We start from the raw sequence: 13,366 nt of genomic DNA, 5'->3' as shown, positions 1-13,366 counted from the left end.
TCAGCGGGCTGCTCGGTCCGCGGCGCGCCTTCTGCTGGGGTTGGCCGGGTGAGTGAACGGACGCCGGATCCCAGTGACTTGTCGGGCGAGCAGTGGTCGTTGATCGAGCCCGTGATCATCGCGTGGAAGGACCGGCATCGTTCGCTCAGGGGAGGTGCCGGTCAGTCGGTCTCCCGTGTGTCGCCGGGGGCGAAGGGGCCCTCGTCGACGAATCGCCGCAGACAGCGGGCGAAGGTACGGGCATCCTCGCGAGGCCAGGAGTCGAGCGAGTCTTCGATGCGGGAGGCCAGGCGTTGCCTGGTGGTGCGCACTGCATCGCGGCCCGCTTCGGTGAGAGCGAGCAGGGTCGCGCGGCCGTCCGCGGGGTCCGGTTCGCGCCGCAGCAGGCCGGCCCGCTCCAACCGGTCGGCCCGCCGGGTGACGGTGGTGCGGTCCAGTCCGATCTCGCGCCCGAGATCGGCGGCGCTATAGGCGCCGGTTCGGGCCAGGCCGCTGAGCACCGGATAGGTGACGTCGTCGACCCCCTCCCCCAGGCCTTCGGTCAGTTGCGCGTAGAGGTGGTCGCGGGTGCTCCGTCGTAGGAGCAGTCCCAGCGCGTCGGCGATCTCATTCCCGGTCTCGTTCATCACGCCTCCAGATTAGCGTGCACCGAGCACGCTTCTTGCGCTACCGTAAGTGCGTGCTTCGGGCACGCATCATGTGTTCGGCGCACCACGTCAACGGTCACCGCAACAGAAGGCAAGGCTCATGCTTCACACCGACATCAGCACGGCCATCACCGACCTCCTCTTCACCCCGGGACTCGACCTGGAGGTGGCAGTCGACCGCCACTTCGCCCCTGACTACCGTCAGCGCACCGACGGCCGGTGGGACGATCGGCAGGAGTTTCTGGCGCACATCGCCCACCTGCGCCAGGTCGTGGCAGGCGGCTCGGTCCAGGTGCACGACGAACTCGTGGACGGCGACCGATACGCCCACCGGCACACGGTGAACGCCACCAAGAACGACGGAGCCACCGTTCGCATGGAGGTCTACCTCTTCGGGGAGTTCGCGCCCGACGGGCGCTTTCGCCGGATCGAGGAGACCACCCTCATGCTCGAAGGCACCGCAGACGACCGCAATCTCGGCAGCGCTCGCTGAGCCGGCGCCACGAAGCCGGTCGAAGCGGTCGCGGTCCGGCGAGTTCACGCCTCGCGCGATCAATGTCCAGGACAGGGCACCTGCAAGTTGCCTTGCGATCCCCACCTTCGCGCCGTGACAGTACGGATCAACGACCCCGTCCGGGCCACCGGTTGGTCGCCACCACCTACGCACCAAGGGCACGTATCGCGTCGTGATCAATTTGCGGGATGCGCATGGGTGGCACGGTCTGGCCCGATAGGCCGTGTTGCGCGACGCGAGTGCAACTGACCGTGCTGAAGCGGGAGTTCATGGGGCCGTACTTGCCGATCGGCGAGTACGGCCCGTACCGCGAGCGACCGCGGCAGCGGTTCGAGGGCGCGATCTGGCGGTTCAGGGCGGGCTGGCAGTGGCGGCAGACGCCGACGGAGTTCGGTGTCTGCCGCCTGGCGCCTGGTGCCTGGTGTCTGGCGCCTGGCGCCTGGCGTCTGGCGTCTGGCGCCTGGCGCCTGGTCGACCGTCCACAGTGACTCGATACACATCCCAGGAGCGGGCCCGCTCGGCGGCCGGGGCCAGTACCGCCCAGACTCGCTTCCCCGGACAGAGCGCGCCTGCCGCACCGCCGCCCTGGAGGGAGAAGGGAATTTATCTGGAGTTGACAACTCCAGATAGTGCTAGGGTGGGTTCATGGACGGAACGGATTCATCCGCGTCCCGTGGCGCACGGCGCCTGAGACGCGATGCCGAGGCCAACCGACAGCGGACGCTCCAGGCCGCTCGGGAGGTGTTCGCCGAGCGGGGGCTGGGGGTGAACCTCGACGACATCGCTCGCCATGCCGGTGTCGGAGTGGCGACTTCCTACCGGCATTTCGGCAACAAACAAGCACTGATCAACGAGCTGTTCGAAGAGCGTGTGGATGCTTTGGCGGTGGCCGCCGAGCAGGCCCTGACGGATGACGACCCGTGGAAGGGGTTCGTCGACCTGCTGACCTTGATCTTGGAACTGATGGCAGCCGATCGCGGACTGCGGGAAGTGGTGTTCTCCGAGGTCGGGGGCCGTCCCCTCGTGGCGCAGGCTCGCCGCAGGTTCATGCCCGCGGCCGATGCGGTCATGCGTCGCGCCCAGGACGCCGGCCGGCTGCGTCCGGACTTGGCGATGACCGACCTGCCCCTCATCTTCTACATGGTGAGCTGCGTGATCCAGCACACCCAGCCGGTCTCCAGCACGGTGTGGAGGCGCTGCCTGACGATCGTCCTGGACGGCCTGCAGGCCCGCCCCGGGCTGACGGACATGCCGGTGGTCGCCCTCACGACCGCCGAGGAAGAGCATGTCGCAGGCTTGAACGCCCCCCGTTCCTGAGGGTTTTCATCAACGACGAGGTGCTCCGCGCCGGGCCCGATGTCCCGCTCCCTGCCGGGCACGGAGTCCGCGTGCGGTGGCCCTGACCGCAGTGGCGTGAGCCACCGCGTGCGGTCAAGGGCCCCTGCCGGCATGCCCTTCCGCTGCGGTCCTGCGCACTGCGCCGGACAGCTGGAGGCCGCGCGAACGAAGGGTCCTCACACGCCGTGGCCGTGCTGCGGTGTTCCACCCGTAACCGCGGACCGCGCTGCGTACGACCGGCTCTCCACCTTCGAAATGCAACCGCGAAAGGACGCTCTTCGATGCAACCGACAGCTCTTGAGGTCGACTACCTGATCGTCGGGGCCGGGGCCATGGGCATGGCCTTCGCCGACACCCTCGTCGCCGAAACCGACGCGACGGTGGCCATCGTCGACCGCTATGACCAGCCCGGCGGTCACTGGACGGTCTCCTACCCCTTCGTGCACCTGCACCAGCCGTCGGCCTACTACGGCGTCAACTCACGTGAGTTGGGCAGCGGCGCGGTGGACCAGGACGGCTGGAACGCCGGACTGCACGAGCTGGCCTCGGCCAGCGAGATCCTGGCCTACTTCGACCAGGTGATGCGCAGGACACTGCTGCCGACCGGCCGGGTCTCCTACTTCCCCAAGTCGTTCTACGACGGCCCCGATTCACAGCGGCCCGGCATCCACCGCTTCCACTCCCTCGTCAGCGGAGCCGAGTTCGAGGTGACCGTCGCACGACGGACCGTGGACGCCACCTACATGAACGTCACCGTGCCCGCCATGGCGCCGCCCAAGTACGAGGTCGCTCCCGGCGTCCGCCTCATAACCCCCAACCAACTGCCCGCACTTCAGGACCAGCCGTCCCACTACACCGTCGTCGGGGCGGGAAAGACAGGCATCGACGCCTGCCTGTGGCTGCTCGGCCGCGGCGCCGATCCGTCCGACATCACCTGGATCATGCCCCGCGACTCCTGGCTGATCGACCGCGCCCACACCCAGCCCGGGGATTCCTACCTCGAAAAGGAAGCGGCCCGTCGCGAGGCCCTGGCCGGCGCCGACACGGCCCAAGAGCTGTTCGCACGGCTGGAGGACGGCGGTCTGCTGCTGCGGCTGTCGCCCGACATCGAGCCGACCGCCTACCGCTGCGCGACGGTCGCCCGCGCCGAACTCGAACAGCTGCGCCGCATCGGCGACATCGTCCGCCACGGCAGGGTCAAGCGCATCGACGACAACGCCATCGAACTCGACCAGGCCACCATTGCCGCGCAGGCCGGAACCCTCTACATCGACTGCACCGCCGACGGCCTGGAACGACGGCCGACGGTACCGGTCTTCGACCAAGCACGCATCACCTTGCAGGCGGTGATCCCCTGCCAGCAGGTGTTCAGCGCCGCACTCATCGCCCACGTCGAGGCGGGTTACGCCGACGACGACACCAAGAACGCGCTGTGCGCACCCTCCCAGCACCCCGACTCCGCCCTGGACTGGCTCCAGTTCTTCGGCGACATCCAGGAGCGGATCGTGCGATGGACCGCCGACCCCGCACTCCTCGAATGGCTCGGGACCTGCCGGCTCCTGGGCCGGCGGCTCCCGGAGATCTCCCCCGAGCAACGGACCGCACTCCTGCCCATGTTCCAAGCCCAGAAGCTGAAGCTGGAGCAGCTTCTCCACCAGGCGAACGTCGCCACGGCGATGAACTGACCGCCTCCACGCCCCACACGCCGACCACGCTGCCGGGGCCCCAAGCCGAACGTCGGCGTGCGAACAGACGGCTCCGCCGGACTGTGGCGATCTGCGCCGAAGCCACCTGACAGCTGCCCCTCGACCATGAAGAGTCACGGGGCAGGCTGAACGGACGAGCGGTGCAGTGAGCCTCGCCCCTGCGGGACCGGCGACTGGGGAGGGACGATGAACTGGGCCTGGCCCTTCGTGTTCCAGCGGGGTGACCGCCAACCGGGCCGCTTCGGCGACCACCGCGGAGCCGAAGCCGCGACGGATCAGGTACAGGCACAGGTCGAGCCCGCCGGGGCACCTGTGGGGGTGAGCAGCTGCCCGCTGTCGCGGTGTTGTACAGAAGGTCCAGCGTCTCTGCGCTCTCGGTCTGCGACTTTCCCTGAATGCTCCGCAGCCAGTGCTGGTTCACGTGGAGGGCCCTGCGATGAGTGACCGTGTCTTCAGTGACCAACGGGCGGGTGACGTCGGACATCTGGTCAAGCTTCCGGCGTCTTTCCTCCTCGGAGAGAGAAGCTGTCTTCATCGCGACGGCCCTTTGCATGTCCCGATCGGCGATCTGCCGGCATGGGTAGTTGCCCCGAAGCTCGGTCACGGACTCCCGTACCGGGTCAGGCAGCTGCTCATACGCTCTGCGCATGTCCGCGAAGAGCGTCTCGCCTTCGTCCGCCGGCGCCTCCTCGCAGAGCAGAAGCGTCACCGACGTGGGGATCTTGAGGAACGAGCCGTCGGCGTGCCAGTACTGGCCACCCGCGTCCGCGCCGAGGCCGCGTATGTTCGTCTGGAGCCGCATCTGCGAGTAACCGGGCACCCGATGCTCCGCCGGGAAAACCGGCTCCGGCTGGCCGAACCAGCGCGCGAAGTCGCCGTAGACGTCGTTGTCGAGCGGGAAGCCTGCGAAATGAAGGACTCCGAACTCCCGCAGCAATGCGCGGACGGTAGACCCGGCCAAGGTTCCGTGGTCGGAGCGTCTTGGTGTGAAGCCTTCGACCCGCAGTCCGAGGCGGAATCAACAAGGTAGGACCCCTCACACACCAAGGGTAAATGTCAGGACTTTCGTCCTTCTGCTCCTGCCGAAAGTCCCTTATGGCGGAAGGGTCGGGTCTGTCAGGCTTTCCAGCCAGTGAATGACCTGTGGGCCGGGCCCGTGCGCGACGAGGCGCACGCGGCGTGGATCCCGGCACGCACCGCTCTTCCTGCTTCGCGCCCATCCGGAGTGAAGGCCCCCTGGTCGTGGGGCGAGCCGTGCAGCGCTGGTGCCGGCCAACCCCATCCGGGCGCGCACGCAGGTGCGGCGCGTCCCGAGCGAACAAGGAACACCGATGGCATCCAGCCTGACGAAGCCTTCCGCCCCGCCCGGCGAGAAGACTTTCTTCGGCCATCCCCGTGGCCTGGCCACACTCTTCATGACCGAGATGTGGGAGCGCTTCTCCTACTACGGCATGCGAGCCCTACTCGTCCTCTACCTGGTCTCCGGCGGAGCTGACGCGGCCACCGGAAGCCAGGGCGGCGGACTTGCGTACACGGCGGCCACCGCGACGGCCATCTACTCGGTCTACGTGGCGATGGTCTACCTCATGGCCTTGCCCGGTGGCTGGATCGGTGACCGTGTCTGGGGCGCCCGCAAGGCCGTGGCCGTGGCGAGCGTCGTGATCGTTGCCGGTCACCTGTGCCTGGCGGTTCCGACCTCGTTGATGTTCTTCGTCGGTCTGACCCTGGTTGCGATCGGCTCGGGTCTGCTGAAGGCCAACATCTCGACGATGGTCGGCCAGCTCTACAACGGCCCGAAGGACCCCCGCCGCGACGGCGGCTTCACGATCTTCTACATGGGGATCAACCTCGGTGGGTTCGCCGCCCCCTTCGTCATCGGCGTCCTCGGGGAGACGGTGAACTGGCACCTCGGCTTCGGTCTGGCCGCGGCCGGCATGGCGCTCGGTGCAGCCCAGTTCCTGTTCGGCTCCCGTCACCTCAGCGAGGCGAGCAACCGCGTCCCGAACCCGATCACGATGAGGGAGCGTAACGCTGTCGTCGTCAAGACACTGGCGGTCATCGCCGCGGTCGCGGCGTTCTACCTCCTTGTGGGCGTCACCGGCATGTTCCGGCTCACCCTGAACTGGGCGCTGATCCCGATCACCGTGGCCGGCCTGCTGATCCCGGTCGCGGTGCTGGCCCGGATCAAGCGGGACAAGGACCTCACAGCCGAAGAGCAGACCAAGATGACCGCGTTCATCTGGTTCTTCGTGGCTGCCGCGATCTTCTGGATGATCTTCGACCAGGGTGCGTCGACGCTTTCTCTCTTCGGCGACGGCAAGACCTCCCGGGACATCCTCGGCTGGGAGATGCCCAACACCCTCTTCCAGTCGCTGAACCCCCTGTTCGTGATGCTGCTCGCCCCGGTCTTCGCCGCCGTGTGGCTGGCCCTGGCCCGCCGCAACCGCGAGCTCAGCACGATCGTGAAGTTCTCCGTGGCCCTGTTGGTGGGGGGCGTGTCCTTCTTCGTCTTCCTCATCCCGATGGGCATGGCCACCGGCGAAACGAAGGTCACGATGTGGTGGCTGGTGCTGATCTTCCTCATGCACACCGTGGCCGAGCTGTGCCTGTCCCCGGTGGGGTTGTCCCTGACCACGAAGATGGCGCCGGCCAAGTACGCCTCCCAGATGATGGGGGTCTTCTTCCTCGCTGTCACCGCCGGCGACAGCGTGACCGGGATACTCGCCATCGCCGGTCTCGACCTCAACAGCCAGGGCATGGTGGCCTTGGAGGCCACAGCAGCCGTGGCGGCCGCCATCGCGCTCTACGCGTCCCGCAAGAAAGTCCGGTCGCTCATGGGCGACGTCCGCTGACGTCGCACTCCCCGAACCGCTCGGAGAAACGAGGAACCGCCGCACCACCCTGTGCGGCGGTTCCTTGAGCGCTGGGGCACCAGAACCCGAAGAAGCCTGCCCGGCGGGAGATACCGCTGTCGGACGAGACCCGCGCCACGGCGCACGGCCGTGACGAGATCCGCCGTGTCAGGGCCGCCAGCGTCACCACCTCGTTCAGCCCTGCCGTACGTCCCTCCCTCGCAGCGTCGCATGACCCACCGCCAGCGCCCCATGGCCACCCACAGCGTCAGGACGCCGAAGCCCGGCCAGGGGCCGAGGGGCCGGGCGCGGTGGCTGGAGACCAGTACCGTGCGCCCCTCGGCGGCCAGGCCGCGCATGAGATCGCGCACCCACCGGATGCCCTCGGGGTCAAGGCCGTTGACCGGCTCGTCGAAGAGCAGGACGGCGGGATCCCCGAGGAGGGCCGCTGCGACACCGAGCCGCTGACGCATACCGGGGAGAAGCCCTTGAAGCTTCCCCATGATCTTGGACACTCGATCTCTATGCCGCGAGGTCGTGTTGGTGCCGCTGCCGTGTCTCGGCTGGGGTGAGGTAGCCGAAGACTTTGTGCTTGCGCAGTCGGCGGCGGTTGTAAAACGTCTCGATGAAGTCGAAGACCTCGGCGCGGGCGGTGGCTCGGTCGGGCCAGATTCGGGTGCCGATCTCTTCTTCGAGCAGGGCCCAGAAGCTCTCCGCGGCGGCGTTGTCGAAGCAAGATCCGGTTCGTCCGCAGCTTTGCCGGAGGCCCAACTCGCGTATTTTGAACTGGAATTGGCTGCTCGTATATTCGCTGCCGCGGTCCGAATGCGCTATTCGACATCGGCTGCCGTGGACGGGGTCGAGGTGACGGCGGTGGCCCGGCCCCGCAGAGCGGTGTGGTCGATAGGCGATGGCGGCAGCGTGGTCTGTCGGGGGCCGGGGACCCCCTATGCAGCCCGGTTCGATCCCAAGGCTTCGTCGCCTGACTGCGGTTACACGTACCGGAGGGCGTCGGCGTCGGAGCCCGGTAGGACGTTTCCCCTGAGGGTGCGGGTGGTCTGGGACGTGGAGTGGGAGGGGGGTGGAAGGTCCGGGGTGGTGCCGGGGCTGGTGATGTCGGCTGAGCGCCATTTGGTGGTGGACGAGGTGCAGGCCGTCGTGACGCGCTGACGGGTGGATTGAGCGAGCGGCTTGGGCCGGATGCGGCGCTCGTTGAAGTCAATGTTCCTTTCTGTGTCGTGAATTGTGGGCACCTCCCTGTCTTCTTCAACCTCGAAGAGTGCTGGGGCGGGTATGCCGGGGGCGCGTCGGTCAGGTCCGGAGCGGAAGCCGGTGGTGGCTGATGGTCGGCGGCGCCGGCTGCGCTGAGTGTGGGCCGGGCTGGGGGCGGTGGTGGTCTCGGCGGTCGGGTTCGTGGCGGTCGCCGAAATGGTGAGGCACCGGGTGCTGGCGCTGGCGCGTGACGTGCCGGTGGGGCAGGTGCTGAAACCAGCTGATCTGCGGGTGGCGGGGGTGGCTACGGAGGCTGGCGTGGTGTCGGTGGCGGATCGTGGCGCCGTGCTGGGGCGGCTGGCAATGGCGCCGCTTGTGGCCGGTGCGTTGTTGGCGCCGGGGCAGGTGGGAGAGAGCGACCTTCCCGCCGGCGGGCTCGTCACAGGTGCCGCTCGCGGTGGAACCAGGCGGCGCGCCACCGGCGCTCTCGTGCGGGGCGTGTGCGGTGTTCTGCCGGGGGCCGGCCGAAGGCGCTGCGGCACAGGGGGGCAAGGAGCCAGCGGTGGTGACAAAGACGGGGATGGGCGCGCCAGATTCGGCGGATGTGCCGCGGGTCATCACGGTGCTGGTGGAGACCGCTGCTGCGCGGCACCCGGCGTAAACGGAGCATCCGCGTGTGGTGGTGCTTCCCGCCGAGGGGCGTACGCCCAGCTTGTCGTCGAGTTAAACGACCGCGATCTGCTCGGCGACCACCCGGCCCCGCTGGGCGGCACGGCAGACGAGGCCGCTTCCTGCCTCCTGAACCTGGCCACGCCTCATCGCGTGATGGGGCCCTTCAATGGCGACCTGGCCGATCGGCTGAGCGAACTCGGCTGTCTCCCGCTGCCCGAACTTCTCCGTCTCCCGGACACCGCACCCGCCACATCGCCGTCACCCCGGCACCGGATCGACTTTCATCGCGGCGTCGCACGACAGGCCCCTGCCCGTGCCCAGGCAGCAGCGGGGGCTTTTGCGGTGGCTGCGGCCAAGCGAGGTGCGGTGGCCGCCGCTGAATCGCACTGGTCGGCCCCAGCGGCAATACGCCGGTGTGCAGCCTCGTCCACTCGTAGTCCCCAGATGGGCGGCCCGGTTGCCCTGGATCAAGGGCTCGTCGGCAGGAATCCGATCTGGATGAGCCCGGGGGCGTGTTTCCGGGGCACGAACTGTGCCCGGCCTGGGGGCATGGGCGCGGCCTTGACGTTCCCCAGGAGCGGTCCTTCGTCTGGGTCGCCGGAGAAGATGATGCCTTGGGCGCCGAGTTCCTTCAGGCGGCGGGTGAAGGGCTCGAAGTCTGCGCGGGCTGCGCCGGCGGTGTTGCTGGCGACGATGATGCGCAGTCCGATGTCACGGGCGTAGGGGAGGTAATCGGTGAGAAGGTCAAGGGGGTTGCCGGAGGGCAGGGCGGCCAAGTCGTAGTCGTCGATGATCACGTAGACCTCAGGGCCGTGCCACCAGCTGCGGGTACGCATCTGGTTGGCGGTGATGCCTGATGAGGGGATGCGGGCGTGGAGGAGCGGGGCGAGTCGGGCCAGGCCCTGTTGGAGTGCGGGTGGGGTGGGAGCGTAGTGCAGGAGGTGGCTCTCGGGCAGCTGCCCGTGCAGGCCACGGCGGTAGTCACCGACCATGAGGAGAGCTTCGCGGGGCTGGTGGCATTCGGCGACGCGTTGGGTGAGCAGGCGCAGGAGGGCAGTCTTGCCGGATTCGCTCTCCCCGTAGACGACGAGGAGGGGATCGGTCTCGAAGTTGAGATGGACGGGGCAAAGGGTGGTCTCGTCGACGCCGATCACGTAGCCGAGTTCGGGTGCTTGGTTTGCCTTGGGTAGGTCGTGCGCGGAGAGGTGGGTGGGGAGCAGCCGGACGGGCGGGCAGGTCGGTCCGGACCAGTGGGTGGCTATCTGGGTGATGAGTTCGTTGGTGTGCTTGGCCGGCTCGGCGGCTGTGGTGTCGGTGTTTTCGGGATAGGGAAGGGCTGTGAGGAAGTGGAAGCCACCGGCGGCAAGTCCGTGACCGGGGCGGTTGGTCGGGACGTTGCGGGCGCGTCGACGGTCGTGTTCGGAGTCGAGTGGATTCGCCAGGCGTAGTTCCAGGCGGGTGCCGAACTGGTCCCTGAGCGCGGGGCGAAGCTCGTTGTAGCGGGTGGCGGTGATGACGAGGTGGATGCCGTGGGCGAGCCCGCGGAGGGCGATCGCTTCGATGTCGGGGACCAGGTGCTCGAAGTCGCGTCTGAAGGTGGCCCATCCGTCGATGACGAGGAAGACGTCGCCCCAGAGGTGGTCCGGGTAGTGGCCATCGGCACGACGTGCGCGGTAGGTGGCCATAGAGTCGATGTGGCGGGTGTGGAAGAACTCTTCCCGGTCGTTGAGGATGGTGCGGACCTCGGCGACGCTGCGGCGTACTCGGTCCGCCTCCAGCCGGGAGGTGATGCCTCCCGTGTGCGGGAGGTCTGCGAGGGGGAACAGGCTGCCACCGCCGAAGTCCAGTCCGTAGAACTGCACTTCGGTGGGTGTGTTGGTCAGCGCGAGCGCCAAGATGAGTGTGCGCAGCAGGGTTGATTTGCCGGTGAGCGGGCCGCCGACGACCAGTGTGTGGCCGCTGGCTCCGGACAGGTCCGCGGTGAGAGTGTCGTGGCGCTGTTCGAGAGGTTTGTCGGTGACGCCGAGAGGGACGGCGAGCTTTGGGGCCCGGTTGCCGGTGTGGTGCAGGCCGCGCTCGGGGGTGCTGGTCAGGGGTGGCAGGAGCTGGCCGAGCGCGGGGGACGCTTCCAAGGGCGTTAGCCAGATGGGGTGCGCTGTCGGTCCGTATTCGGTGAGCTGTCGGACGATGACGTCCAGGACGGTGTCGACGGTGGTTGGATCCGTCGTTTCGAGTGCCGCAGGCTCAGTGTACGAAGTGGAGGTGGGGGTGGCCCGGACGGAGTCCGTGGTGAACAGGGTTGGGGCATCTGCGGGTACTTGCCCGGGAACCAGGGAGTCGGCGGCGCGGTGGGGGCCGGAGACGTAGGCGGCCTGGAACTCGGTGATCGGTGCGGTGCCATGTTGCAGGAGTCCGGCCCCCGGGAGTCGGCGCAGGTGGTAGGCGTCGGGGGTGCCGAGGACCACTCGGGATTCCTCGACGGAGAAGGTCCGGAGCGCCAGTCGGTAGGACAGGTAGGTGTCCAGTCCGTGCAGGCGTCCGGTCTCCAGACGTTGCGTTGCGAGCAGCAGATGCATGCCCAGCGAGCGGCCGATGCGGCCGAGCTGGAGGAAGACGTGCAGGAAGTCGGGTCTGGCTGCCAGGAGTTCGCTGAACTCGTCCAGGATGATCAGCAGGGTCGGCAGCGGCTCAAGCGGGGCGCCGGCGTGCCGCGCCTTCTCATAGTCGCTGACGCTCGTGAACTTCCCTGCCATGTGCAGGAGTTCCTGACGGCGCAGCAGTTCGCTGGTGATCGCGTCGTGCATGCGGTCGACGCGGGCGAGGTCTTCGGTCAGGTTGGTGATCAGGGCCGAGACGTGCGGTAGGTCGGCCAGGCCGGTGAAGGAGGCGCCGCCCTTGAAGTCTGCCAGGACGAAGTTCAGCGTTTCCGGGGAGTGGGTGGTGGCCAGACCGAGGACGAGCGTCCGCAGCAGCTCGGACTTACCCGAGCCGGTGGCTCCCACGCACAACCCGTGTGGCCCCATGCCGCCCTGGGACGCCTCCTTGAGATCGAGGATGACCGGAGCCCCGTCCTTGTCCACGCCTATCGGGACGCGGAGCCGGTCAGCGGGCCGTCGCTGGCGCCACATCTGCGCCACGTCCAAGGCGGCGGGGTCCGCGATGTCCATGAGTTCGGTGAAGTCCAGGCTGCGCAGCAGCGGCTCCTCGTCCTCCTGCGCACGCGTACGCAACGGCGCCAGGGCCCGGGCAAGTGCCGTGGCCTCGGTGCTCGACAACGCGTCCGGAATCCCGGTGTAGGCGGCCCCGGTACCCGTCTCCAACCGCAGTGTGCTCGCGGACGCGGTCAGCACCGGTTGCCCGTACAGTGGTGACGACGGCTGGTGCCCTGGAACGATCTCGATGACCGTCACCCCGTGCAGGGCGTCCTCCTCCGCCGGTGCCTCGGCCGGGGGGTGGTTTCCGCCGTCCACCAGGACGACCAGGTGCGGACGGTCCAACAGTGGCTGTTCATCGCGACGGAAGACGGGCCGTGCCGCCAGGTCCTCCGCCAGTACTTCCTCCAACTCATCGAGGGAGTCGCAGATCAGCAGTCCGGTCTTCGGGCCGGACGGGTCACCGCCGAGGTACGCGTGCGGCAGCCACTTGATCCACTCCCACTCCGGCGCCGCACCTGGCGCGGCGACCACCGCCAGTCGGAAATCCTCCGGCGAGTGCAGCGCCGCCAGCTGGCCCACGACGGCCCGCGCCAGGCCGTAGACCGCCTCGGCTTCCCCGCGCACCGTCAACCACGGGAAGGCCCGCAGCGAGATCGCCAGCGGCAGGCCGTCGAGGTGGGCGTGGGCGGCCACGAAGCGGCGCACCGCTCGCTCCGTCAGCGGCTCCCACTCCTCCGTCGAAGCCGACGGCGGTCCGATCAGCTCAGTGGCCAGCCGTTGCGGCCCCACACCGATCCGAACCTCGACGAAATCCGCATCGCCGGGCCGTCGCTCCCACAACCGCGTTCGCTGGGCAACCAGTGCCCACAAATGAATCGGCTCGGGAAAGAGATAACGCTCCGCCTGTTGCTGCTGTCGGGCGGTTTCGGACACCTGCTCCCGCGTGCGCGCCAGATACGACAGATACCTCCGTCGCTCCCCGCTCATGTACGCAGTAGGTCCGCGTCGAGCACGCACGACCTGGGCCAGCGCCATACCCAGTGAGGACAGCACCATGAGGGTGCCCATCATCTTCATGAACGCCGGGGATTCGGGCAGGAAGAAGAACGCCGAGGTGCCTGCCATACCCGCGGCGGGCAGCAGCATCAGCGCCAACGAACCGTCAGGCTGCCGCGGGAGGGCCGGCGGCGCCTTCAGCTGTACGGCGTCCTTGGAATACTCGTCCGGCCACTTTCGCGGCCGACGCTTGATGGTAATTGTTCCCAACAGC

The 13,366-nt window shown here is 68.2% G+C and carries 8 protein-coding genes and 3 pseudogenes; 6 read left to right on the top strand and 5 right to left on the bottom strand.

The window, feature by feature from the left end; genetic code table 11:
- Positions 1 to 48: 48 nt before the first annotated feature.
- Positions 49 to 162: pseudogene (locus tag ACIQE0_RS00215) on the top strand (IS5/IS1182 family transposase); the annotation flags it as partial.
- Here ACIQE0_RS00215 and ACIQE0_RS00210 read toward each other — a convergent pair.
- Positions 162 to 626, bottom strand: a complete 465-nt coding sequence (locus ACIQE0_RS00210; RefSeq protein ID WP_402327894.1) for a MarR family winged helix-turn-helix transcriptional regulator — start codon at positions 624 to 626, stop codon at positions 162 to 164. The pseudogene ACIQE0_RS00215 and the gene ACIQE0_RS00210 sit on opposite strands and share 1 nt — an antisense overlap.
- A gap of 121 nt (positions 627 to 747) precedes the next feature.
- Here ACIQE0_RS00210 and ACIQE0_RS00205 point away from each other — a divergent pair, with 121 nt between their 5' ends.
- The 4 genes from ACIQE0_RS00205 (at position 748) to ACIQE0_RS00190 (ending at position 4,184) form a co-directional block, all read left to right on the top strand.
- Positions 748 to 1,140 (top strand): nuclear transport factor 2 family protein, encoded by a 393-nt coding sequence (locus ACIQE0_RS00205; protein WP_402327892.1) that lies wholly within the window; start codon positions 748 to 750, stop codon positions 1,138 to 1,140.
- A 260-nt stretch (positions 1,141 to 1,400) separates the two neighbouring features.
- Positions 1,401 to 1,649, top strand: coding sequence for a hypothetical protein (locus ACIQE0_RS00200; protein WP_402327890.1), 249 nt, complete (start codon positions 1,401 to 1,403; stop codon positions 1,647 to 1,649).
- Between the two features lie 157 nt (positions 1,650 to 1,806).
- Complete coding sequence (locus ACIQE0_RS00195; protein WP_366330188.1) at positions 1,807 to 2,478, top strand: helix-turn-helix domain-containing protein; 672 nt, start codon at positions 1,807 to 1,809, stop codon at positions 2,476 to 2,478.
- 302 nt (positions 2,479 to 2,780) lie between these two features.
- Complete coding sequence (locus tag ACIQE0_RS00190) at positions 2,781 to 4,184, top strand: NAD(P)-binding protein (protein WP_402327888.1); 1,404 nt, start codon at positions 2,781 to 2,783, stop codon at positions 4,182 to 4,184.
- A 415-nt stretch (positions 4,185 to 4,599) separates the two neighbouring features.
- Here ACIQE0_RS00190 and ACIQE0_RS00185 read toward each other — a convergent pair.
- Positions 4,600 to 5,142, bottom strand: a pseudogene (locus tag ACIQE0_RS00185) (TauD/TfdA dioxygenase family protein); the annotation flags it as partial.
- Positions 5,143 to 5,536: 394 nt separating this feature from the next.
- On the opposite strand from ACIQE0_RS00185, the gene ACIQE0_RS00180 reads away from it, so the two are divergent.
- On the top strand, positions 5,537 to 7,057 hold the full coding sequence (locus tag ACIQE0_RS00180) for a peptide MFS transporter (RefSeq protein ID WP_402327886.1): 1,521 nt from the start codon (positions 5,537 to 5,539) through the stop codon (positions 7,055 to 7,057).
- Positions 7,058 to 7,368: 311 nt separating this feature from the next.
- Here ACIQE0_RS00180 and ACIQE0_RS00175 read toward each other — a convergent pair.
- The 3 genes and pseudogenes from ACIQE0_RS00175 to eccCa all read right to left on the bottom strand — a co-directional run.
- A pseudogene (locus ACIQE0_RS00175) lies at positions 7,369 to 7,539 on the bottom strand (AAA family ATPase); the annotation flags it as partial.
- 40 nt (positions 7,540 to 7,579) lie between these two features.
- Positions 7,580 to 7,828, bottom strand: coding sequence for an integrase core domain-containing protein (locus ACIQE0_RS00170; protein ID WP_402327884.1), 249 nt, complete (start codon positions 7,826 to 7,828; stop codon positions 7,580 to 7,582).
- Between the two features lie 1,580 nt (positions 7,829 to 9,408).
- Entirely contained in the window at positions 9,409 to 13,362 is a 3,954-nt protein-coding gene (gene eccCa / locus ACIQE0_RS00165; RefSeq protein WP_402327882.1) for a type VII secretion protein EccCa, read from the bottom strand.
- Positions 13,363 to 13,366: the final 4 nt, after the last annotated feature.

Source organism: Streptomyces sp. NPDC093097, from assembly GCF_044754325.1.
Classification (GTDB): Bacteria; Actinomycetota; Actinomycetes; order Streptomycetales; family Streptomycetaceae; genus Streptomyces.
The sequence above is the reverse complement of the archived record's forward strand: the minus strand, read 5'-3'. Positions and strand labels throughout refer to the sequence as shown.

Coding starts and splice junctions, on each gene's coding strand:
- ACIQE0_RS00210 (WP_402327894.1), bottom strand. CDS start 626: ATGAACGAGACCGGGAATGAGATCGCCGACGCGCTGGGACTGCTCCTA.
- ACIQE0_RS00190 (WP_402327888.1), top strand. CDS start 2,781: ATGCAACCGACAGCTCTTGAGGTCGACTACCTGATCGTCGGGGCCGGG.
- ACIQE0_RS00195 (WP_366330188.1), top strand. CDS start 1,807: ATGGACGGAACGGATTCATCCGCGTCCCGTGGCGCACGGCGCCTGAGA.
- ACIQE0_RS00180 (WP_402327886.1), top strand. CDS start 5,537: ATGGCATCCAGCCTGACGAAGCCTTCCGCCCCGCCCGGCGAGAAGACT.
- ACIQE0_RS00205 (WP_402327892.1), top strand. CDS start 748: ATGCTTCACACCGACATCAGCACGGCCATCACCGACCTCCTCTTCACC.